Here is a 22728-nt window from a genome sequence, read left to right as displayed (position 1 = left end):
GGCTCTTTCGGTCCTAGAAGATATGGCGGCGGCGCGGTCCGCGGGTGCGGGCGCCTCCGGCGGGAGTATTTCGGGAAAGATGAAGATCCGAAGCAGCCATCGCGATCACCTGTCGATCTCCCCGAAAACGACATCCATCGTGCCGATGATCGCTGCCACGTCGGCCAGCTGATGCCCGCCCGCCACATGATCCATGGCCTGCAGATGCGGAAAACCGGGCGCCCGCAGCTTGGCGCGGTAGGGCCGGTTGGTGCCATCGGCGACCAGGTAGACGCCGAACTCGCCCTTGGGCGCCTCGACGGCGGCATAGACTTCGCCCTCGGGGACGTGGAAGCCCTCGGTGTAGAGCTTGAAGTGATGAATGAGCGCCTCCATCGAGGTCTTCATCTCGCCGCGCGAAGGTGGCGTGACCTTGCCCCGCGCGAGGATGTCGCCCCGCCCTTCGGGTGCGCGCAGTTTCTCGATGGCCTGATGAATGATGCGCAGCGATTGGCGCATCTCCTCCATCCGGACGAGGTACCTGTCGTAGCAGTCTCCGTTCTTGCCGACGGGGATGCCGAAATCGAATTCATCATAGCATTCATATGGCTGGGCGCGGCGCAAATCCCATGCCATGCCGGACCCGCGCACCATCACCCCCGAAAATCCCCAGTCGAGGGCATCCTGTTCGCTCACCACGCCGATATCCGCGTTGCGCTGCTTGAAGATGCGGTTCTCGGTGAGCAGGCCATCGATATCGTCGATGACGCCCGGAAATTCCTTCGCCCACGCTTCCATGTCGTCGAGAAGCTCGGGCGGGAGATCCTGGTGCACACCGCCGGGGCGGAAATAGGCGGCGTGAAGCCGCGCTCCGCAGGCGCGCTCGTAGAAGATCATGAGTTTCTCGCGCTCCTCGAACCCCCACAGAGGTGGCGTGAGCGCGCCGACATCCATCGCCTGGGTGGTGACGTTGAGCAGGTGGTTCAGGATCCGCCCGACCTCGCAGAAGAGGACCCGGATGAGGCTGGCGCGGCGCGGCACCTCGACACCCGTCAGCTTCTCGATGGCCAGGCACCAGGCGTGTTCCTGGTTCATCGGCGCCACGTAGTCCAGCCGATCGAAATAGGGCAGGTTCTGCAGGTAGGTGCGGCTTTCCATCAGCTTCTCGGTGCCGCGGTGCAGAAGCCCGATATGCGGATCGCAACGCTCCACGATCTCGCCGTCAAGCTCCAGCACCAGGCGCAGCACCCCATGGGCCGCCGGGTGCTGGGGCCCGAAATTCAGGTTGAAGTTGCGGATCTTCTGTTCACCGGTCTGGGCGTCTTCGAATCCTTTGGAACCGTCCATCTTCTACCTCACACAGCCTGTAGGCGAGCAAAATGGTCCGCCACATTTGTTTGCTTTCAGAGCTTCGCGTGGAAAACGTGTCAGTTTCAAATTCATTTTCATGCCCGGTCCCCGCCGATCTGATCCTTGAAGGCCATCACCCAAAGCAGGATGATCGCTCCCAGGGGAATGATAGCGGCCAGCGAAACCCAGTTCGGGATACCGAACTTCGGCAGCAGCCGCCAGAACGGTATCACAACCAGAGCCGCGATAATCAGAAACCACAGCATCCCGAAGCCTCCCATGCCGGCACCGCCGGCGCCATAACCACCCATCATTTCCTGGCCTCATCCTTCTCGTCGCCGGGAAGGACGTATTCCGCCCCCTCCCAGGGCGACATGAAATCGAACTGCCGGTATTCCTGAACAAGGTTCACCGGCTCGTAGACCACCCGTTTCTGCACCTCGTCATACCGCACCTCGGTATAGCCCGTCGTCGGAAAATCCTTGCGCAGGGGATGCCCGCGAAAGCCGTAATCCGTGAGGATGCGGCGAAGGTCCGGATGACCCGAGAAGAGGATCCCGAACATGTCGAACACTTCGCGTTCGAACCAGTCGGCGCATTTGTGAATGCCGGTGATCGACGGGACCATGTCCTCCTCGCGCACGGCGACCCTCAGGCGGATGCGCTGGTTCTGGTACATGCTGAGGAAATGGTACACGACGTCGAACCGCTTGGGGCGTTCGGGATGATCCACGGCCGTGATGTCCACAAGGGTGGAGAACCGGCACGAGGAATCCGATTTGAGATAGTCCACCAACCCCACGATATTGGGCAGCGCGACCTCGACTGTCAGCTCGCCCTGCGGCGTGACCTCCCAGCCCAGCACACAATCCGAGCGCTGCGCCTCGATATGGGACCCAAGGACCTTCATTGCCTCGCTCATTTGCTGCCCTCCCGCAGGATCTCGTCGTGGAACGTCGCCTCGGCGTCGTGTTCCCGGAAAAACGCCAGCATGAATTCCGGGATCACCGCCATTTCGGGGCTGTCCCCGGCGAAGTGGCGGATCGCGTCCATGCTGTCCCACGAGGTCAGCACCGTCATCCGGCAGGGATCATCCTGGCGCGCGGCCTGAACGGATATGCCGCGGAACCCTTCGACGCCCCGCATGGATGGCAGGACACGCGCCTCAAACGTCTCTTTCCACGCCGCGATATCCGCACGGTCCACCCTCGCCTCCCAGCGTCTGACCACCGCCGCGCTCATCGCACGATCGTCCCGGTGCGCCGGATCTTGCGCTGAAGCTGCATGATCCCGTAAAGCAGCGCCTCGGCTGTCGGCGGACAGCCCGGCACGTAAATGTCCACCGGCACGATCCGGTCGCATCCGCGCACCACCGAATAGCTGTAGTGATAATACCCCCCGCCATTGGCACACGACCCCATCGAGATCACGTAGCGCGGCTCGGGCATCTGGTCATAGACCTTGCGGAGCGCGGGGGCCATCTTGTTGCACAGCGTGCCGGCGACGATCATCAGGTCGCTCTGGCGCGGACTGGCGCGCGGCGCGGTGCCGAAACGCTCCATGTCGTAGCGCGGCATGGAGGTGTGCATCATCTCGACCGCGCAACAGGCGAGGCCGAAGGTCATCCAGTGAAGGCTGCCGGTGCGTGCCCAGTTGATGATGTCCTCGGTCGACGTGACCAGGAACCCCTTGTCCTGGAGCTCACGGTTCAGCTCCTGGGTTGCGGGATCGCGCACGAAGGCGTCGCGATGCGCCTCGACGGGCACTTCGCTGGACGGGCCCGACTTCACACGTTCGCTCTGCGCGCCCTGACCCTGCGTTTCGGTCACGGTCGCGTTGCCGGTATCTTCGCTTACTCCCATTCCATCGCTCCTTTGCGCCATTCATAGGCAAATCCGGCTGTCAGCACGCCAAGGAACACCATCATCGACCAGAAGCCGACCATGCTCACATCCTTGAAGGCCACCGCCCAGGGAAACAGCATCGCGATTTCCAGATCGAAGATTATGAACAGGATCGACACGAGGTAGAACCGCACGTCGAACTTCATCCGCGCATCATCGAACGCGTTGAACCCGCATTCATAAGCGCTGACCTTTTCGGGGTCCGGGTGGCGGACCGCCAGGATCACCGCGGCCAGTATCAGGACCAGTCCCAGACCGATCGCGATGGCGAGAAAGACGAGAATGGGAAGATATTCCCTGAGCATCTCTTCCAAGAGGCGGCTCCTTTCATGCACGGCAGGCATTACGTGGCTACACAGGCTCCCTCACGGTTTAACCCTGCCCCATGGTGCGGTCAACCAACGGCGCACATATTCCCCTGCGCCGACGTCCCGCAGCCGTGCCATGGCGGCAAAACAGGTCTCAGCCCGCCCAGCCGGGCTTGCGCCCGTCGAAAAAGGCCGTGATTCCCTCCGGTGCCTCCTCGCCGGCCCAGCAGGCGGCCAGTTCTCTTATGGTATGCTCGATAACCGCATCGTCAATGCGCGGCCCCAGACCGCGCAGCAGCGCCTTGGACCGCGCGACCGCGCCCGGCGCGCAATGCAGATAAGGCTCGACTTCGGCTTCGACCGCCTTGTCCAGCTCCTCTGCGGGCACCGCGCGGGCCAGAAGGCCCAGTCCGACCGCTTCCGCGGCCCCGAACCGACGCCCCGACATGAACACGCGCCGGGCCATGGCCTCGCCCATGCGGGCACAGACATAGGGGCCGATGGTGGCCGGGATCAGGCCCAGCCGCGTCTCGGTCAGCGCCATGCAGAGGTGATCGGCTCCAATGGCAACGTCGCACACGCTTGCCAGCCCGACACCGCCACCGAAGGCATTGCCCTGCAGCCGCCCGATCAACGGTTTGGGGAGGGTGTTCAGGGCGTGCAGCATATGTGCCAGCTTCGCGGATTCCGCCTCGCGTGTCTGCGCCGCGGCATCCAGCTGGTCCCGCATCCATGACAGGTCGCCCCCCGCGCAGAAAGTCTTGCCCCTGGCCGCCAGCACCACCACCCGGACAGCCTCGTCCGCACCCAGATCAAGGGCTGCGGCATGCAGCTCCGCGATCATCCGCGCCGACATCGCGTTGTGCTTTCCGGCCCGGTCCAGCCAAAGGGTCGCCACGCCACGCGCATCCGTCTCCAATCCGATCGTCTGTTCCGTCATCCCGGTCTCCGTCGCATCGCAGAGGCCCGGCCGGGGGACACCACCGGCCCGTCGCCTCAAGTTCCGTTTTCCGCCACCGGGCCGGACCGCATGGCGCGGGCCGTCTCTGCCGCGTCGTTCAGGATGTCGCGGTCCAGCCCAGTGTCGTATCCGAGCGCCACCAAACGGTCATGCACCGCTTCGGTGGCCACGTTGCCCGCCGCGCCGGGCGCGAACGGACACCCCCCAAGGCCACCGACCGCAGCATCGAAGACCCGCATGCCCCGCGCCAGCGACGCCTCGATATTCTCCAGCGCCCGTCCACCGGTGGCATGGTAGTGTCCGGCCAGCCGCGCCGCCGGCACCACCCCCAGCACCGCCGCCAGCATGGCGTCCACCCGCTCGGGCGTGCCGGCACCGACCGTGTCCCCCAGGCTGATCTCGTAACAGCCCATTTCCGCCAGCCGCGCGGCCACATGCGCGACACTCGCCGGTGCAACGGGGCCATCATAGGGGCATTCCACGACGCAGGAAACATAGCCGCGCACCGGGAGTCCAGCTTTGCGTGCCGCCTCCGTCACCGGTAAGAACCGTTCCAGGCTTTCCTCAACAGTGGCATTGATATTCGCCCGCGAAAATCCCTCGGAGGCCGACCCGAACACGGCCACCTCGTCGGCACCGGCCGCCGACGCCCTTTCAAACCCCTTGATGTTCGGGGTCAGCGCGGCATAGCTGATCCCCGGCGCCCGCGCGATCCCTTCCAGAACCGCGGCCGAATCGCCCATTTGCGGTACCCATTTCGGACTCACGAAACTGGCCACCTCGATGCGCTTGAAACCGGCGGTGCTCAGTTTGTCGACAAGCCCGATCTTGTCGACAGTGGGGATCTGCCGGGCCTCGTTCTGAAGGCCGTCGCGCGGGCCCACCTCGAATATTTCCACTGTTTCAGGCATCTGCGGGGACCTCGTAGAAGGGCTTCTCGTAAAGCCGCGAGCTGTCCGGCCCGGGCAGGGAGGCCTGGAACGCAGGACGCGCCGTGATGCGATCAAACCACGCGGCCGTTTCCGGAAATCCATCCAGCCGGGCGAAATGGCGCGCCATGTAGACAGCCTGCCCCACCGCAATATCGCATGCCGAGAATCCTCCGGTCAGCAGGCAGTCGCGGTTTTCCACCGGCGTCGACAAGCGCGCCTCGATCGCACCGTAGCATTTCTTCACGCGGGCCGCTTCCAGCTTCATGACGACGGGGCTGCGCATCGCGTCCTCGTAGAGCATGATGTGCTGCTGGGTCAGGCTGGCAACATGCTGACTGAGCGTTTCGGCAAAATGCACCCAGACCAGCCAGGCCATGCGGTCCATGTCGCCCGGCAACCTGCCGAGACCGGTTTCGGGGTAGCGTTCGCAAAGATACTCGATCATCGCCCCGCTCTCGAACATCCTTTCGCCCTCGATCTCCAGTGCCGGGACCCGGCCCGCCGGCGACAGGCTGAGGAATTCGGGCCGTCGCAGGGTCTTGTCGAAGGGCAGTTCGACAACCCGGAAATCGACACCCAGTTCGTTGAGAAGCCACAGCACCCGCATCGAACGGGATTGCGGCGCGTGATGCAGGGTGATCATGCCGCGCCCTCCCCGTCGGTGTCCAGCCGTACCAGCGCGGTGCCGGCGCTGACCTGCGCGCCCTGCGTGACCAGAACCTCGGCAACCACGCCGTCCCGGGCCGCAAGCAGGCTGTGCTCCATTTTCATGGCCTCCAGAACCGCCAGCCGGTCGCCCGCATGCACACGATCACCCGGTGCCGCGGTCACGAGTTTCACCAGCCCCGGCATCGGTGCCTCGATGACCCCGGGGTCACCAACCGCGAGACTGTCATGCTCCAGCGGATCAACCACCTCGAAGCCCAGCCCATACTGCGCGAAGATCGTTATCTCGGGGCCCGAGACCGCCACCGGCGGGGCCGCCTCTCCATCAAGCTGCCAACGCCCTCCGACGCGCCGCGCCTCCACCACCGCCCCATCCAGGTCAACATCATGGGCATGTGCCGAATGGCTTCGCACGCGCGGTGTCATCTCGTCGCCGGCGCGCCGCAGCGTCACAGCCCGCCTCAGCGGTGTCCACAGCGAAAAGCCCGTGTCAGGCGCCTCGGCCTCCAACAGGTCCAGCGCCGCAAGCGCCGCAAGCGCCACCTCGACCGGCCCTGCCTCCGGCTGCACGACAAGATCGTCCAGATCCCGGGCGATCAGGCCGGTATCCACATCGCCCCGCACGAAACCCGGATGCGCCGCCAGGGCGCCCAGAAAGGCAAGGTTCGTCATCGTGCCCGCCACCTCGCACCGGCGCAACGCCGCCGAAAGCCGACGCAGCGCACCGGCCCGTGTCGCACCGTGGGTGACCAGCTTGGCGATCATCGGATCGTAATGCGGGCTGATCACGTCGCCGCCGCGCACCCCGCTGTCGGCGCGCGTTCCCTCTGGGAACGACAGGTGGCTCAGCGTCCCCGTCGCCGGCAGGAACCCTTTCGGGACGTCCTCGGCATAAAGCCGTGCCTCGAAGGCGTGCCCGTGGATGGCCAGATCCTGCTGGCGCATGGGCAAGCCCTCGCCACCGGCCACGCGCAATTGCCACTCGACAAGGTCCACGCCGGTGATCGCCTCGGTCACGGGATGCTCGACCTGCAGCCGGGTATTCATCTCCATGAACCAGAACCGGTCCGGTCGCAGGCCGTCGGACGCGTCAACGATGAATTCGACCGTCCCCGCCCCCGCATACGCTATTGCTTCCGCGGCCCGCACCGCCGCCTGCCCCATCGCGTTGCGCATCTCTTCGGTCATGCCCGGCGCCGGGGCTTCCTCGATCACCTTCTGATGGCGCCGCTGAAGGGAACAATCGCGCTCGAACAGGTGCAAGGCGCGGGTGCCGTCACCGAAGACCTGCACCTCGATATGGCGCGGCTTGGCGACGTATTTCTCGATCAGCACATCGGCATTGCCGAAGGCGGTGGCGGCCTCGCCGCGGGCGCTTTCCAGCGCCGCGTCGAAAGCGCCGGGCGTCTCCACCAGGCGCATGCCCTTGCCGCCTCCCCCCGCGACAGCCTTGATCAGCACCGGATACCCGATCTCCGCGGCCCGCGCGGCAAGCTCACCGGCCTCCTGATCGGCACCGTGATAACCCGGCACGACCGGCACCCCCGCCCCCTCCATCAACGCCTTGGCGGCATCCTTGAGTCCCATGGCGCGGATCGCCGCCGCCGACGGCCCGATGAAGATCAGGCCGGCTGCCTCCACCGCCTCGACGAAATCCGGGTTCTCGCTCAGGAACCCATAGCCCGGATGGATTGCCTCCGCCCCCGTCTCCAGCGCCGCCGCGATGATGCGCTCCCCGTTCAGATAGCTTTCGCCGGGGGCCGCGCCGCCGATATGCACGGCCCGGTCGGCCAGCGCCACATGGCGGGCGGCACGGTCGGCGTCGGAATAGACCGCCACGGTGCCCACCCCCATGGCGCGCGCCGTCTCGATCACCCGGCAGGCGATCTCGCCCCGGTTCGCGATCAGGATGGTCTCTAACATGGCCCGCACCTCCGGCTTCATCTTTCCACAAATACTCGCCCCCCGACATCGCCGCCCTCACATGCGGAAGACGCCAAAGCGCGTTTCCTCCACCGGCGCGTTGAGGGCCGCGCGCAAGCTGAGCGCCAGCACCTCGCGGCTCTTGCGCGGGTCGATGATCCCGTCATCCCAAAGCCGCGCAGAGGCATAAAGCGGGTGCGACTGGCGCTCGAACATCTCGATAGTGGGGCGCTTGAATTCCGCCTCCTCCTCGGCCGACCATGTCCCGCCCTTGCGCTCGATGGCATCGCGGCGGACCGTGGCCAGCACGCCCGCAGCCTGTTCACCGCCCATCACCGAGATCCGTGAATTCGGCCAGGACCACATGAAACGCGGCTGATAAGCCCGTCCAGCCATGCCATAATTTCCCGCTCCGAAGGAGCCGCCGACAACCATGGTCACCTTCGGCACACTGGTCGAGGCGACCGCCGTCACCATTTTCGCCCCGTGCCGCGCGATCCCTTCGTTCTCGTATTTGCGTCCGACCATGAAACCGGTGATGTTCTGCAGGAAGATAAGCGGAGTCCGGCGCTGCGAGCACAATTCTACGAAATGCGCTCCCTTCTGCGCGGCCTCGCTGAACAGAACGCCGTTATTGGCCACAATCCCGACCGGAATGCCCTGCAGATGCGCGAAGCCGCAGACCAGCGTCTCGCCGAACCGTGCCTTGAATTCATCGAAATACGAGCCATCCACGACCCGTGCGATCACTTCGCGGATGTCATAGGGCGTGCGCAGGTCAGCCGGCACCACGCCGGGGATTTCGTCCGGGTCATGCGCGGGCGGCTCGCTCGCCTGCAGCGGCAGCGCCTCCAGCCCGGGCCGGTGCCCGGCGCTAGGTCCGCTGCCTAGATTTTCCACCGCGCGGCGCGCCAGCGCCAGCGCATGAGCGTCGTCCTCGGCCAGGTAATCCGCCACCCCGGACAGGCGGGTGTGCACATCGCCGCCGCCAAGATCCTCGGCGCTGACCTCCTCGCCGGTCGCCGCTTTCACGAGGGGTGGCCCGGCCAGGAAGATCGTGCCCTGCTGCTTGACGATGATCGAGACGTCCGACATCGCCGGCACATATGCGCCCCCCGCGGTACAGGAGCCCATCACCACCGCGATCTGCGGGATCCCCGCGGCCGACATCCGCGCCTGGTTGTAAAAAATGCGCCCGAAATGGTCCCGGTCGGGAAACACCTCGTCCTGGTTGGGCAGGTTGGCGCCCCCGGAATCCACCAGGTAGATGCAAGGCAAACGGCATTCCGCCGCTATTTCCTGAGCGCGCAGGTGCTTTTTCACCGTCATCGGATAATAGGTGCCGCCCTTTACCGTGGCATCGTTGCACACGACCATGCAGTCTCGGCCCCTCACCCGGCCCACCCCGGCGATCACCCCGGCGCAGGGGGCAGCCCCGTCGTAAAGCCCGTGTGCCGCGGTCGCCCCCACCTCCAGGAAAGGACTACCGGGATCGAGCAGGTTGGCCACCCTGTCGCGCGGCAGCATCTTGCCCTTCGAGAGATGTCGCTCTCGGGCCGCATGCCCGCCGCCCGACGCCGCGATGGCCGCGGCCTCCCGGATCTCGCGCAGCGCCTCCGCGTGCCGTGACATGTTGGTGCGAAATTCCTCAGAGGATGGAATTGCCCTGCTTCGAAGCTTCATGGCTCCCCCTTCCGGCGGGCCTGTCCGGCGCCACCCGCCGTCCCGCCGCGCATGACTGGTGTTGCAACATGGCCGCAGTGCGGCAAAAGCCGGGGTCGCAACCGTCCGGATTGATTCAGGTCAATGCCCGAATTCCGATGACGCGCAACGTGACGCCACGTTCGCAAAGGAATGGAAGAATGAAAAAGACACTCTCTGCTCTCTATCTCACCACCGCACTCGTCTGTGGTGCCGCCGCCCCCGCGCTCGCCCAGCAGAAAGGGGACATGACCCTCGGCCTCGGCCTGCACTGGATCGAACCCGATTCCAGCGCCAGCACCACCACCGCGGGACCGGTCAAGGTCGATGGAAACGCCCGCCCCACATTGACCTTCGAGTACTTCCTCGCGGACAATGTGGGCCTCGAGGTGCTGGCCTCGTGGCCGTTCGAACATGACATCAATCTTGTCGGCACCGGAAAAATCGGCGAAACCAAGCACCTGCCGCCGACCGTCTCGCTGCAATACCACTTCACCAACAAAAGCAAGATCACGCCATTCGTGGGCGCCGGCCTCAATTACACCTATTTCTTCGACGACACCTCGCCGCTCGGCGCGCTGAGCCTCGATGAATCCTGGGGGCTGGCGCTGCATGCGGGGGCCGATTTCGCCATCAACGAGAAATCCTCGTTGCGCCTCGACGTGCGCTACATCGACATCGAGACCGATGTCAGGCTGGGTGGCGCGCCCATCGGCAAGGTCAAGATCGACCCGTGGGTCATTGGCGCGGCCTACGTGATGAAATTCTGAAACCGCCATCATGACGGGGGACGCGAAGGGGCCGGCCGCTGTGCCGGCCCCTTCGATTTCGCAGTGCCGACCGGTGAAGGCGGAGGCTGCCGCGGTCATGGCTGCACCTCCGGTCTTGCCTTGGGTCTGACCGGCGCGGCGGCTTCGGCCCATCCCGCCGCCACCGCCGGTGCAGCCCGATCCAGGAACCGCGCCACCTGCCAGGCCAATACCGCAAGGCGGAGGCGCGCGTTGGCCTGCCGCGCTTCGCACCAAACCTCGTGCAGGGTGTCGGCACCGGCGCAATCGGGCCCTGCCGAGCGCCCGTGCGCCAGGGCCAGGACACGCCGGTAAAGCCGGTCTGCAAACCCTGTCGGAACCTCCACAGTTTCGGACGGCGCCTGCAGATGCTGCAACACCACCGAACGCAGACTGTCCTGAACCGCGGCCAGGTCGCGTTGACAGCCGATCCGGTCTTCAGACCTGTCACAGCGAACGATCCCGACGGTTCCACAGAATTCCACCCCGCGGACTCCGGCAATGTCGAGCAGCGGTTCTTCCACCTGCCGCGCCCTCAGGGCCGACAGGGCACGCTCGTAGCGCGCGACTTCGGAATTCATGCAGGTCTCGAAATCCGGCAGGCTTTCTTCCCCGGCAATGGCAGCGCCACAGACCAGCGCGGGGGCCAGCGCCCGCAGGAGAAATCCCGGCAGTTTACCCTTCATCAGCCACCTCCGCCGCGGCGCGCGCTTTCAGTTCCTTTCGGATCACCTTGCCGGTGACAGTCATCGGCAACGCGTCCAGAAACATGATTTCCCTTGGATAAGAGTAGCTTGCCAAACGGTCTTTCACCCAGTTGCGAAGCTCGTCAGCTGTAACCTCGCAGCCCATTTTCCGAACCACGTAGGCCTTCACGATCTCGGTGCGCAGCGCGTCGGGCTTTCCGACCACCCCGACCGTGGCGACAGCCGGATGCGTCAGCAGGCAGTCCTCGATCTCGGCCGGTCCGATCCGGTACCCCGACGAGGTTATGACATCGTCCTCCCGTCCCCGAAAGCAGAGATGATCCCCGTTCCAATAGCCGCGGTCACCGGTCAACATCCAGTCGCCACGGAATTTTTCCGCCGTCGCCGTCGGCCTTTGCCAGTATTCCAGCATCATCGACGCCGATCCGCGTCTTATGGCGATATCACCCTCGCCCTCAGTCGCGTGCCCCCGCGGGTCCAGGACCGCGATCTCGTGGCCGGGCACGGCCCGCCCCAGACATCCCGGCACCGGGCTGAAAAGGGTCGCGCAGGATGACGCCACCATGTTGCATTCGGTCTGGCCATAGAACTCATTGATGGTCAGGCCAAAAGCGCGTCGCCCCCAATCCAGCATCTCCGCTCCCAGGGGCTCACCACCGCTCGCGACCGACCGCAGGCCGTCGATGTCCACCTCCGCCGCTTTCAACATCCGCAATGCGGTAGGCGGTAAAAATACATTGCGTACAGAGCCTTCCCTGATGATTCTCATGCAATCCTCAGGATCGAAGCCCTTCAGGCGCGCAGCCACCACAGGCACGCCGATGGCCAATCCGGGCATCAGGACGTCGAACAAGCCCCCGATCCACGCCCAGTCGGCGGGTGTCCAGAGGCAGTCTCCCGGCGCGCCGAGGAAATCATGACTCATCTCCACCCCCGGCAGGTGCCCGGTGAGCATCCGGTGCGCGTGCAACGCACCTTTCGGGCCACCGGTGGTCCCGGATGTGTAGATCAGGACGGCCGGGTCTTCCGCGGCAGTATCCGCGGTTTCGGCACGGCCTTCGGTCAGCTCCGCGTTCTCCGGCACCAAGGGCACGACATCTTCGAGTGCATTCAGAAGCTTCGCCCCCTCGCCATCGCTCACGACGATCCGGGCGCCGGAGTCCGTTACCCGGGAAATCAGGGCATCAAGCTTGAAGAGTTTGAATAAAGGCACTGATATTGCGCCAACTTTCCAGATTGCTATATGCGCTGCAGCACACCAGGGATCCTGACTGCGCAACACGCCGACGCGGTCTCCGCGGATCACGCCACGCGCCTGCAGCTCCAGCGCCAGCGCATCCGACATGGCCTGCAATTCGCCATATGTCACATCCCGCCGGCCAGTGCCGAGATCAATGATCGCCACGCGCTCCGGCTCGGCCTCCGCCCATGTGTCGCAGACCTGCGTGGCCATGTTCAGGCGTGGCGGCAGGTTCCATGAGAACCCGGCGCGCAACGCGTTCCACGACGGGGCCGCGCGCAGCATCGGACGCGCCTGCCCGCTCATGTCCGGTTCTCCGGGTCGCCGCCGGGCCGGCTGGTATGGGTCAGGCGGCCATAACGATCCACGAAGTAAGCGTATTCCCGCCTCTCCGGGCCACAGATGACCACCAGCCACAGACCGTCCGATCGCGCCGGTTGCGCCCGGCAATCCGAGCGCCGCGCCTCGGCGCCGCGTTCGTCCATGTAACGTGCCGCGATCCGCTCGATCACCTCGGACTCGGTGGTACTCACCGCGCGCCAGCCCAGCAGGAGCCCGATCCCGGCAACACCCGCGATGACAGCCGCGATCGGCGCGAATATGAGGCGGCGTTGCTTCACCCCATCGCCCCGACCATCTCGCGTCCGACCAGCATCCGGCGAATCTCGCTCGTGCCCGCACCGATCTCCATCAACTTGGCATCACGGAAGATGCGTGCGACCGGCGCGTCGTTGAGAAACCCTGCCCCGCCCATGGCCTGCACCGCCTGGTGGGCCTGTTTCATCGCCTCCTCCGAGGCATAGAGACAGCATGCCGCGGCATCCTGACGGGTAACATCGCCCCGGTCGCAGGCCTTGGCCACCTCGTAGACGTAAGCGCGCGCACTGTTCATTGCGGTGTACATGTCCGCGATCTTGCCCTGCATCAACTGAAAGGATCCAATCGGCTGACCGAACTGCTTGCGTTCGGCCATGTAAGGCATGATCTCGTCAAGGCAGGCGGCCATGATCCCGGTGCCGATCCCCGCCAGCACCACCCGCTCGTAGTCCAGCCCCGACATCAGCACGCGCACGCCGCGCCCCTCCTCGCCCAGCACGTTCTCGAACGGCACCTCGACATCCTCGAAGATCAGTTCGGCGGTATTGGAACCGCGCATGCCCAGCTTGTCGAAGTGCGGAGAGGTCGAGAACCCCTTCATCGTCTTCTCGACCAGGAAGGCGGTGATACCCTTGGCCCCGGCCTCGGGATCGGTCTTGGCATAGACGACCAGCGTGTCGGCATCCGGCCCGTTGGTGATCCAGTACTTGCTGCCGTTGAGCCGGTAGTGATCGTTGCGCCGCTCGGCGCGCAGTTTCATGCTGACGACATCGCTGCCCGCCCCCGCCTCGGACATGGCGAGCGCCCCCACGTGTTCGCCGCTGACAAGCCCGGGAAGGTACTTGCGTTTCTGCTCCTCGCTGCCATTGAGCTTGATCTGATTCACGCAAAGGTTCGAATGCGCCCCATAGCTCAGCGACACGGAGGCCGAAGCGCGCGCGATCTCCTCGACCGCGACGACATGGGCAAGATAGGACATGTCGGCGCCGCCGTATTCCTCCGGCACGGTGATGCCCAGCAGGCCCAGATCCCCCATCTCCGGCCACAGGCCGGGCGGAAAGACATTGTCACTGTCGATTCGCGCCGCATCGGGCCGGACCCGATCCTGTGCCCATTTGTGGACCATCTCGCGCAGGGCATTCACGTCCTCGCCCAGATCGAATTTCATCACCGCATTGAACATCGCCCCGGTGCCTCCCGGCATTTATTGAACACTTGTTCATTTCAATACTCCAAACCGCATAACGGGTCAATCCCGGCGGCCACGCACCCACCCCACGATAGCGCAGCAACGCCGGATTGCCCATCGTCACGGTGGTGGTCCCGGGGCCGGGCCGGCAAGCGGGCGCCCGCTCCGCTGTTGGAGCCGGGCTCACGAACTCACGGCATCCGGCGCCGGAATCGTTCGATTTCGGCAATTCAAACGGCGTTTGCGTACCGGACACTCAATCCGCGGCCTGCTCCTGCCACACCGCACCCACCTCGGCGCGGATGATCCGCGCGATCTGCGCGCAATCCTCAAGGCTGAAGGTCAGCGGCAGCCGCATGTCGATAATGGCGCGCAGGATACGGTCAGTTGCAGGCATTGGCGGTGCGGGGGCATAATGCCAACTGTCATACCGGCTGGTGAACCCGACCGGCTCTGCCGCGCCGAACCACTTGAGCTCGACCCCGCGTGCGCCACACCGTTCCAGAACCCGTGCGACATGTGTCTCGGACCATCCCAGAAGCAGGAACTGGATCGAGGAACCGACGATGCTTTCCTCCTCCGGGCGTTCGATCACCGTCAGACCGGGCGTGCCGCGCAACCCCGCCTCGACGGTGCGGTAGCGCGCATTCCATCCCGTCACCCGGGCCGGCAGCATCCGCAGTTGGGGCCGCAGGATCGCGGCGCGCAGATTGTCCATCCGCCCGGAAACATTGGGAGTGTCATACTTGACCCGCTCGAACGCCTCGGGGCCCGGTGCGGCCTTGTGTCGTTCGTAATGCATGTACGATCCCGACAGGATCACGGCCCGCGCCATGACGTCGGCGTCATCGGTGATCAGGAACCCGCCCTCACCGGAATTCACGTGCTTGTAAGTCTGGGCAGAGTAGCAGCCGATCAGCCCGTGCCGCCCCGAAGGCACCCCCCGCCACGCAGCGCCCATCGTGTGGGCGCAATCCTCGATCACCGCGATGCCGCTGGCGTCGCTGATTTCCATAACCCGGTCCATGTCACAGATATGTCCACGCATGTGGCTGAGCAAAAGAACGTCCGCCTGTCCGGCCTTTTGCTCGAGGTCATCCAGATCCAGGGTCAGCGCCTCGGTCACGCCCACATAGACCGGCTTGGCGCCCACGCTTGCGATTGCGCCGGGCACCGGGGCCAGCGTGAAGGCGTTGCTGAGCACCCTGTCGCCCGGGCCCACCCCCAATGCGCGCAGGGCCGTGGCCATTGCGTACCCGCCTGAAGCGACGGCCAGAGCATAGCGCGCCCCGGTCAGGTCGGCGAACTCCTGTTCCAGTAGAGCCGTCTCGCCGGTTTCGTCGGGCGCCACGTTGTAACGGTGCAGCCGGCCGTGACGCATCACCTCGAGCGCCGCCGCGATCCCTTCTTCGGGGATCGGTTCCTGCTGCGTGAAGCTTCCCTTGAAAATCTCGCTCATGCCAATGTTTTGGGGCCAAGGCAGGCACAGGTCAATGGCGCGGAGACCGGAAACCGCGAAGTTCGGGAATGCCAAAGACAACCTGCGCCATTGACGAAACGGTCAACCGATTAGCTGACGAACGACACCGGGCAGAGCATCATAGGTCTCGATCACCGCGTCAGGCTCCAGATCGGCAACCGTTGCACCGGCAGGCCCGAATCCGACGAGGACAGATGGCACGCCCGCCGCACGAGAGGTTTCACGGTCCGTGACCGTGTCGCCAACCAGCAGCGCCCGCGCCGGATCGCCGCCGGCCCGTCGCACCGCCTCGCGGAGCGGTTCCGGGTCGGGCTTGCGGACCGCAAGCGTATCAGCCCCGATCAGCGCCTCGCCAAAGGCCGGCATGACCCCCAGCCTGCCAAGCAGCAGACGCGCAAGAGCTTCGGGCTTGTTGGTACAGATCGCAACCGCGTACCCTGTCCCGCACAGCGCCTCGACCGCGGGCATCGCGCCGGGGTAGAGCGTGGTGTGGACGTCGATCGACTCCGCGTATGCCTCAAGCAGAACCGGATAGTGCCGGTCGATCAGGGCCTCGTCCCATGCATGCTCCAGCCGGTCGAATCCCGCCCGCAACATCGCGCGCCCGCCCTGAAAGGCAGTTGCCGCGTCATCCCGCGGGTGCAGGACGGCATCCGCGACACCAAGCCTGGCAAAACACGTGTTGGCCGCGGCGATGAGATCGCCACTGGTATCGGCCAGCGTTCCGTCCAGATCGAAAACCACCGTCCGCATGCGGCCTGTCCTTTCGCCGATTGGCACGATCCCGCGCAAACCTGTTACAGCGCGAAATCCGGTTTGATCAGTGGCGCCCTTGCGCCCCTGTGGCCAGCAGATAAAAGGGGCGGGAGGCAATTACAAAGAGAATTCGCATGGGGCTGGCTCTGATCATACTTGCTGCCGGCAGGGGCACGCGCATGAAATCCGACCTGCCCAAGGTCCTGCACCGGATCGCCGGTGCCCCCATGCTGGTCCATGCCATGAAAGCAGGCGAAACACTGGCGCCCGACGAGACGGTGATCGTTGCCGGATACGGGGCGGAGGCCGTCGGCGCCGCGGCGCGGGATCGCGCGCCCGACGCCCGGATCGTTCTGCAGACCGAACAACGCGGCACAGCCCATGCCGTGGCGCAGGCCGCCCCGGCGCTTGACGGGTTTGACGGTGACGTGATCGTCCTGTTCGGTGACACGCCGTTCATCAGCGCCGAAACGCTTGCCCGCATGGCCGAGGCAAGGTTGCACCATGATATCGTGGTGCTGGGCTTCGAAGCCGCCGATCCGGCCCGCTACGGGCGGCTGGTGATGCATGGCGACAACCTTGAAAGGATCGTGGAGTTCAAGGATGCCCGGGCCACGGAACGCGCCATAGGTTTCTGCAACAGCGGGGTCATGGCCGCCCCGGCGGCGCTTCTGTTCGACCTGGTGGCGGAGGTCACGGATGATAACGCCGGCGGGGAATTCTATCTCACGGATATCGTGGCGATCGCCCGGGCGCGCGGGCTTTCGGCCACCGCCGTGGCCTGCGACGAGGCCGAAACACTGGGGATAAACTCACGCACCGACCTGGCGGCAGCCGAAGCAGCCTTTCAGGACCGGGCCCGCACGATGGCGATGGACGCCGGTGTGACGCTGGTGAATCCGAACAGCGTGCATTTCTCTCACGACACGGTGATCGGCCGCGACACGGTGGTCGAACCCAACGTGGTTTTCGGCCCGGGCGTGACCGTCGCGGAGGGCGTGCAACTGCGGGCTTTTTCGCATCTCGAAGGGTGTCACGTCGGCTCCGGCGCCATCGTGGGTCCCTATGCGCGGCTGCGGCCGGGCACGGATCTGGGAGAAGAGGCCCGCATCGGCAACTTCGTGGAAACCAAGAACGCCACGATCGGCACGGGCACCAAGATCAACCACCTTTCCTATATCGGTGACGCCACGCTGGGGTCGGGCGCGAACATTGGCGCCGGCACGATCACCTGCAACTACGACGGCGTGATGAAACACCACACCGAGATCGGGGCGCGGGCCTTCATCGGGTCGGACACGATGCTTGTGGCCCCGGTCAGCGTGGGAGACGACGCAATGACCGGCAGCGGATCGGTGATCACGCGCGATGTCCCCGGCGGTGCGCTGGCCCTGTCCCGTCCCGCGCAGGAGAACAAGCCGGGAATGGCGCGGAAATTGCTTGAACTATTGAAGAAAAAGAAATCTCAACGCGACCGGGGTGATGGGTGATGTGTGGAATCGTTGGCGTCCTTGGCCACCATGAAGTCGCGCCAATCCTTGTCGAGGCGTTGAAGCGCCTGGAATATCGCGGTTATGACAGCGCCGGGATCGCAACCGTGAACGAAGGCGCGCTGGACCGCCGCCGCGCGGTTGGCAAGCTGGTCAACCTGTCCGATCTCCTGGTCCACGACCCGCTGGCCGGCAAGGCCGGGATCGGGCATACCCGCTGGGCGACACATGGCGCACCCAATCTGTCCAACACCCATCCGCACAAGGCCGGGCCGGTGGCCGTTGTCCATAACGGGATCATCGAGAATTACCGCGAATTGCGTGCTGAACTGGCCGACAACGGGGTCTGCCACAGCACCGAGACGGACACCGAAACCGTGGCGCTTCTGGCGCAACAGCACCTCGCGGCCGGTCTGCCCCCGCGTGAGGCGGCACTCCGGACCATCGGCCAGCTGGAGGGCGCCTATGCGCTGTGCTTCCTGTTCCACGGCGAGGAAAACCTCCTGGTCGCGGCCCGCAAGGGCAGCCCGCTGGCGATCGGGCACGGCCGCGGCGAGATGTTCGTCGGCTCGGATGCCATCGCCCTGGCCCCGCTGACCGACAGGATCACCTACCTCGAAGAGGGGGATTGCGCCTTCGTGACCCGCGACGATCTCGAGATCATCAATTCCAGCGGCGATCGTGCCAACCGGCCCGTGACCAAGATCCGCGTTGATACAGCGCGCGTGGACAAGGGGGGGCACAGGCATTTCATGGCGAAGGAAATCGCCGAGCAGCCCACCGTCATCGGCGACGTGCTGAACCATTACCTGGTCGACGAGGGGCGCGATATCGCCCTGCCTGGCGACGGCGTGGATTTTGCCGCCATCGACCGTCTGGTAATGGTCGCTTGCGGAACCGCCCACTACGCCTGCATGACTGCGAAATACTGGTTCGAGCAGTTGGCCGGTCTGCCCGTGGACGTGGATATCGCGTCCGAGTTCCGCTACCGCGATCCCCCGGTCAGCCCCGACAGCGCGGCCGTTTTCGTTTCCCAATCCGGTGAGACCGCCGATACCCTTGCGGCGCTGCGTTACTGCGAGGGGCGGGCAGGACAGCTTTTGTCGGTGGTCAACGTCACCCAGAGCTCGATCGCGCGCGAAAGCGACCTGGCCCTACCCATTCATGCCGGGATCGAGATCGGCGTCGCCTCGACCAAGGCCTTCACCTGCCAACTCACCGTCCTGCTTTTGCTGGCGCTCAAGGCCGCAAGGGCGCGCGGGCGCATCGACGCCGAGGACCTTGCCGACCGTCTTTCGGCCTTGCGCGGTCTGCCCTCGGCACTCAACCACGCGCTTGAGACGGACATGATGATCCAGAACGTTGCCCGGCGGCTTGCAAAAACCGAGGATGTTCTTTTCCTGGGTCGCGGCCTGATGTATCCGCTGGCACTTGAGGGATCACTTAAAATGAAGGAAATCAGCTATATACATGCCGAAGCTTATGCTTCGGGAGAGCTGAAGCACGGCCCCATCGCCCTCATCGACGGCAAGATGCCGGTGGTGGTCATCGCCCCGCGTGACGGTATTTTCGAAAAGACGATCTCGAACATGCAGGAGGTGATGGCCCGGAATGGCAAGATCGTTTTGATCACCGATCCCCCCGGCGCCGAGGCTGCCGGAGACGGGGTATGGCAGACCCTCGTGATGCCGCGCATCGACGCGATGCTCGCGCCTATCCTTTATGCCGTGCCGGCGCAATTGCTGGCTTATCACACCGCCGTCGCAAAGGGCACGGATGTGGACCAGCCGCGCAACCTTGCAAAGTCCGTGACCGTCGAGTGACCCTGCCCCGGACTGACGCATCGGCCTCAATCGGACTTTCGGAACACCCTGATCTTCGGCAGTCCGGTCAGATCGGCGCCGACAAGTCGCATCGCCGCCAACGAAAGCCGGCTTCCGGCGCCACGCGGAGCATCGACCGGAATGAGCTCTACCCGTGACGATTTTCCCGTCTCGGCGTAAAGGACACGTCCCTTGCCGCGCTCCGTGACAAGTGGTGTCTCGATCCAGAAACCCGGCCTTGTGACCGCACCGAGCGAGGCTATCGTCGTCCCCAGGTCGGTTTCCCCGGCATTGGCCCCGGCGGTTGCGGCAGTGGCCCGCTCCGACCGGCTGGAGGTATCGAACGCCTCGGCGGTGCGCGCCTCGTCTGGCCCCGTCCCCGGGCGGGCGCGCGGACGCAGGATGTCATCAGGCAGCGGATCGACGCTCTCGCTCTCCGGTTGGGTTTGCCGAAACGGATTCAGCGCTTCCAGACGGGCACAGCCGGACAGAACGAAAACCAGCGCGATGATCGCAAGGACATGTTTCATCATCGTCACTATGCCCGCCGTCCGGATCGGCTTCAATCATGAAGATCGCCCTTGCCGCCGCCGTTCCCAGACCATAGGTTCTCCCCATGACCGCACCTCTCGTTGATCCTTTCCATCGCGCCATTTCCTACCTGCGTGTCTCGGTGACGGACCGCTGCGACTTCCGCTGTGTCTACTGCATGTCCGAGAACATGACCTTCCTGCCGAAGAAGGAGCTTCTGACACTCGAGGAACTGGACCGCATGTGTACCGCATTCATCCGCATGGGGGTGGAAAAACTGCGGATCACCGGCGGCGAGCCCCTGGTGCGGCGGGACATCATGACCTTCTTTCACGCCATGGGCCGCCATCTCGAGAGCGGGGCGTTGCGCGAATTGACCCTGACCACCAATGGCAGTCAGCTGGTGCGTTTCGCTGACGACCTCTTCGCCGCCGGGGTGCGCCGGGTAAATATCTCGCTCGACACGCTCGATGAGAAGAAGTTCGCCGACATAACACGCTGGGGCCGTCTGCCCCAGGTTCTCAAGGGCATCGACGCGGCTCAGAAGGCGGGTCTGAGGGTCAAGATCAACACCGTTGCACTCAAGGGGTTCAACGAGGATGAACTTTTCGCGCTTGTCGAATGGTGCGCGGCCCGTGACATGGATCTGACCTTCATCGAGGTCATGCCGATGGGTGATATCGGCAATGAGGACCGGCTTGGCCAGTACTGGCCCCTCAGGGAACTCCGGGCCACGCTCGGCGAGCGTTACAGCCTGACCGATCTTGCCGAACGCTCCGGCGGGCCGGCCCGGTATGTGCAACTTGACGAGACCGGGCAGAAGATCGGCTTCATCACGCCGCTCACGCATAATTTCTGCGAGAGTTGCAACCGTGTGCGCCTGACCTGCACTGGTGAACTCTACATGTGTCTGGGGCAGGAGGACATGGCCGATCTGCGCGCGCCCCTGCGCAACCACCCCGGTGACGACGCCCCGCTTGAGGCCGCGGTCCGTGCCGCCATCGCCCGCAAGCCCAAGGGCCATGATTTCGATTATTCACGTCAAAGCGTCGACGGGCGGATGTCGCGCCACATGAGCCACACGGGGGGCTGATGCCGGCCTCCGGTCCGCCGGCGCTGATCCGTCTCTACGGAACCGCCGCCGACATGGCCGTGCCGCTGGCCTACCGCCGTGTCGCGGCCAAGCTGCGTGCACAGGGAACCGACCCGGGCCGCCTGCGTGAAAGGCTGGGTCATGCCACGCAAGCCCGCCCCGACGGTCCGCTGCTGTGGTTCCATGCCGCCAGTGTCGGCGAGAGCCTGTCTGTCCTGCGCCTGATCGCGCGGATGGGAGAAACGCATCCGGGCCTCTCCTTCCTTCTGACCAGCGGCACCGCCACCTCGGCGCAGGTTCTGGAAGGGCGCCTGCCGCCCCGTTGCATCCATCAGTTCGCACCGCTTGACGGGCGGCGCCCGATGGGCCGTTTCCTCGCCCATTGGGCACCCTCGGCGGCGATATTCGTGGAAAGCGAACTTTGGCCGAACATGCTGAGAACAAGCCATGCCGCCGGTATCCCGATGGCCCTGCTGAATGCGCGCATCTCCGACACCTCGGCGCGCAACTGGAAACGCTTTCCGCAAGCGGCACGTCACCTCATGGGGCTGTTCCGGCTCATTCATACCCAGGACGCCCGCACCACGAGGCACCTGCACGATCTCGGTCTGGGACACGCCGTCACCGGGCAGAACCTGAAATCCGTCTGCGGCCCGCCACCCTTCGACGCCGCCGAACTGGACAGCCTGCGCGCCGCGCTCGATGGCCGGCCCTGCTGGGTCGCCGGGTCCACCCATCCCGGCGAAGAAGAGGTGATGCTGGCCGCACAGGCCAGTCTGCTGAAAGATTTCCCGGATCTTCTGCTCGTGCTGGTGCCGCGCCACCCGGACCGCGGCGACGCCATCGAGGCCCTGATCGCGCGCGCCGGACTCGCGGTGGCGCGTCGAAGCCATGCGGCGGCGCTCCGACCGGATGTCCAGGTCTACCTCGCGGACACGATGGGCGAGACCGGGCTGTGGTACAGGCTGGCGCCCATCACCTGCCTCGGAGGGTCCTTCACGCCGGTGGGCGGGCACAATCCTTTCGAACCCGCCTATGCCGGGTCGGCGGTCCTGCACGGGCCGCTCTATGCGAATTTCACCCGCGCCTATGCCGATTTCGCAACGGCCGGCGGCGCCGTGGAGGTGCCCGGCGCCGCCGACCTGACCCGCGAACTGGGCGCGCTTCTGGGCAATACCGAACAACTCGAACAACGCCGCGCAGAGGCGCGCGCCTTCGCCGCCGCGCAGGACGACATGCTCGAAGCCCTGACTGAAACGCTGTCGCACAGGCTCGACCTGGGCCACGGTGCAAAGGGCACCTGACGCAGG

Annotated in this window: 23 protein-coding genes; 5 read left to right on the top strand and 18 right to left on the bottom strand. The window is 65.1% G+C overall.

Annotated features, from left to right (window positions below):
- Positions 1-105 precede the first annotated feature (105 nt).
- From DQW77_RS06305 to DQW77_RS06255, 11 genes are all read right to left on the bottom strand, one after another.
- The gene (locus DQW77_RS06305) at positions 106-1326 is read right to left on the bottom strand and encodes an NADH-quinone oxidoreductase subunit D (protein WP_113257337.1); all 1221 of its coding nucleotides are present in this window, start codon (positions 1324-1326) and stop codon (positions 106-108) included.
- Positions 1327-1424: 98 nt separating this feature from the next.
- A complete protein-coding gene (locus DQW77_RS06300; protein ID WP_258523720.1) occupies positions 1425-1643 on the bottom strand; it encodes a hypothetical protein in 219 nt (72 codons plus the stop codon).
- Positions 1640-2251, bottom strand: a complete 612-nt coding sequence (locus DQW77_RS06295; protein WP_113257336.1) for an NADH-quinone oxidoreductase subunit C — start codon at positions 2249-2251, stop codon at positions 1640-1642. The genes DQW77_RS06300 and DQW77_RS06295 overlap by 4 nt, the downstream gene beginning before the upstream one ends.
- Positions 2248-2571 (bottom strand): antibiotic biosynthesis monooxygenase, encoded by a 324-nt coding sequence (locus DQW77_RS06290; protein WP_113257335.1) that lies wholly within the window; start codon positions 2569-2571, stop codon positions 2248-2250. The genes DQW77_RS06295 and DQW77_RS06290 overlap by 4 nt, the downstream gene beginning before the upstream one ends.
- Positions 2568-3191 carry an NADH-quinone oxidoreductase subunit B family protein gene (locus tag DQW77_RS06285; RefSeq protein ID WP_220124950.1) on the bottom strand — a complete coding sequence of 208 codons (624 nt, stop codon included), beginning with the start codon at positions 3189-3191 and terminating at the stop codon, positions 2568-2570. The genes DQW77_RS06290 and DQW77_RS06285 overlap by 4 nt, the downstream gene beginning before the upstream one ends.
- Positions 3182-3547, bottom strand: a complete 366-nt coding sequence (locus DQW77_RS06280; protein WP_113257334.1) for an NADH-quinone oxidoreductase subunit A — start codon at positions 3545-3547, stop codon at positions 3182-3184. Before DQW77_RS06280 ends, DQW77_RS06285 begins: the two co-directional genes overlap by 10 nt.
- Positions 3548-3695: 148 nt before the next feature.
- Positions 3696-4481, bottom strand: a complete 786-nt coding sequence (locus tag DQW77_RS06275; protein WP_113257333.1) for a crotonase/enoyl-CoA hydratase family protein — start codon at positions 4479-4481, stop codon at positions 3696-3698.
- 56 nt (positions 4482-4537) lie between these two features.
- The gene (locus DQW77_RS06270; RefSeq protein ID WP_113257332.1) at positions 4538-5413 is read right to left on the bottom strand and encodes a hydroxymethylglutaryl-CoA lyase; all 876 of its coding nucleotides are present in this window, start codon (positions 5411-5413) and stop codon (positions 4538-4540) included.
- Positions 5406-6077, bottom strand: a complete 672-nt coding sequence (locus DQW77_RS06265; RefSeq protein WP_113257331.1) for a glutathione S-transferase family protein — start codon at positions 6075-6077, stop codon at positions 5406-5408. The genes DQW77_RS06270 and DQW77_RS06265 overlap by 8 nt, the downstream gene beginning before the upstream one ends.
- On the bottom strand, positions 6074-8023 hold the full coding sequence (locus DQW77_RS06260) for a biotin carboxylase N-terminal domain-containing protein (RefSeq protein ID WP_113257384.1): 1950 nt from the start codon (positions 8021-8023) through the stop codon (positions 6074-6076). Before DQW77_RS06260 ends, DQW77_RS06265 begins: the two co-directional genes overlap by 4 nt.
- Positions 8024-8080: 57 nt before the next feature.
- Positions 8081-9706 (bottom strand): carboxyl transferase domain-containing protein, encoded by a 1626-nt coding sequence (locus DQW77_RS06255; protein ID WP_113257330.1) that lies wholly within the window; start codon positions 9704-9706, stop codon positions 8081-8083.
- Between the two features lie 179 nt (positions 9707-9885).
- Between DQW77_RS06255 and DQW77_RS06250 the strand changes: the two genes are divergently transcribed.
- A complete protein-coding gene (locus DQW77_RS06250; RefSeq protein ID WP_113257383.1) occupies positions 9886-10494 on the top strand; it encodes an OmpW family protein in 609 nt (202 codons plus the stop codon).
- A 95-nt stretch (positions 10495-10589) separates the two neighbouring features.
- Here the strand turns inward: DQW77_RS06250 and DQW77_RS06245 are convergent, their stop codons facing one another.
- From DQW77_RS06245 to DQW77_RS06220, 6 genes are all read right to left on the bottom strand, one after another.
- The gene (locus tag DQW77_RS06245; protein ID WP_113257329.1) at positions 10590-11198 is read right to left on the bottom strand and encodes a hypothetical protein; all 609 of its coding nucleotides are present in this window, start codon (positions 11196-11198) and stop codon (positions 10590-10592) included.
- On the bottom strand, positions 11188-12765 hold the full coding sequence (locus tag DQW77_RS06240; protein WP_113257328.1) for an AMP-binding protein: 1578 nt from the start codon (positions 12763-12765) through the stop codon (positions 11188-11190). The genes DQW77_RS06245 and DQW77_RS06240 overlap by 11 nt, the downstream gene beginning before the upstream one ends.
- A complete protein-coding gene (locus DQW77_RS06235) occupies positions 12762-13079 on the bottom strand; it encodes a hypothetical protein (RefSeq protein WP_113257327.1) in 318 nt (105 codons plus the stop codon). The genes DQW77_RS06240 and DQW77_RS06235 overlap by 4 nt, the downstream gene beginning before the upstream one ends.
- The gene (locus tag DQW77_RS06230) at positions 13076-14239 is read right to left on the bottom strand and encodes an isovaleryl-CoA dehydrogenase (protein WP_113257382.1); all 1164 of its coding nucleotides are present in this window, start codon (positions 14237-14239) and stop codon (positions 13076-13078) included. The genes DQW77_RS06235 and DQW77_RS06230 overlap by 4 nt, the downstream gene beginning before the upstream one ends.
- Positions 14240-14501: 262 nt before the next feature.
- A complete protein-coding gene (locus tag DQW77_RS06225) occupies positions 14502-15704 on the bottom strand; it encodes a DegT/DnrJ/EryC1/StrS aminotransferase family protein (RefSeq protein WP_113257326.1) in 1203 nt (400 codons plus the stop codon).
- 102 nt (positions 15705-15806) lie between these two features.
- Positions 15807-16478 (bottom strand): HAD-IA family hydrolase, encoded by a 672-nt coding sequence (locus tag DQW77_RS06220; RefSeq protein ID WP_113257381.1) that lies wholly within the window; start codon positions 16476-16478, stop codon positions 15807-15809.
- A gap of 137 nt (positions 16479-16615) precedes the next feature.
- Here DQW77_RS06220 and glmU point away from each other — a divergent pair, with 137 nt between their 5' ends.
- Positions 16616-17971: a bifunctional UDP-N-acetylglucosamine diphosphorylase/glucosamine-1-phosphate N-acetyltransferase GlmU gene (gene glmU, locus DQW77_RS06215; protein ID WP_113257325.1), complete on the top strand. Its 1356-nt coding sequence runs from the start codon at positions 16616-16618 to the stop codon at positions 17969-17971.
- The gene (glmS, locus tag DQW77_RS06210) at positions 17971-19794 is read left to right on the top strand and encodes a glutamine--fructose-6-phosphate transaminase (isomerizing) (RefSeq protein WP_113257324.1); all 1824 of its coding nucleotides are present in this window, start codon (positions 17971-17973) and stop codon (positions 19792-19794) included. Before glmU ends, glmS begins: the two co-directional genes overlap by 1 nt.
- A 26-nt stretch (positions 19795-19820) precedes the next feature.
- Here glmS and DQW77_RS06205 read toward each other — a convergent pair whose 3' ends face one another.
- On the bottom strand, positions 19821-20327 hold the full coding sequence (locus DQW77_RS06205) for a hypothetical protein (RefSeq protein WP_258523723.1): 507 nt from the start codon (positions 20325-20327) through the stop codon (positions 19821-19823).
- Between the two features lie 83 nt (positions 20328-20410).
- On the opposite strand from DQW77_RS06205, the gene moaA reads away from it, so the two are divergent.
- Together moaA and DQW77_RS06195 are read left to right on the top strand one after the other, a co-directional pair.
- Positions 20411-21418: a GTP 3',8-cyclase MoaA gene (gene moaA, locus DQW77_RS06200; protein ID WP_113257323.1), complete on the top strand. Its 1008-nt coding sequence runs from the start codon at positions 20411-20413 to the stop codon at positions 21416-21418.
- Positions 21418-22722 (top strand): 3-deoxy-D-manno-octulosonic acid transferase, encoded by a 1305-nt coding sequence (locus DQW77_RS06195; protein WP_113257322.1) that lies wholly within the window; start codon positions 21418-21420, stop codon positions 22720-22722. The genes moaA and DQW77_RS06195 overlap by 1 nt, the downstream gene beginning before the upstream one ends.
- The last annotated feature ends 6 nt before the right edge of the window (positions 22723-22728 follow it).

The sequence above is a fragment of the Roseovarius sp. TE539 genome (genome assembly GCF_003298505.1).
Taxonomy (GTDB): Bacteria; Pseudomonadota; Alphaproteobacteria; order Rhodobacterales; family Rhodobacteraceae; genus Roseovarius.
The sequence above is the reverse complement of the archived record's forward strand: the minus strand, read 5'-3'. Positions and strand labels throughout refer to the sequence as shown.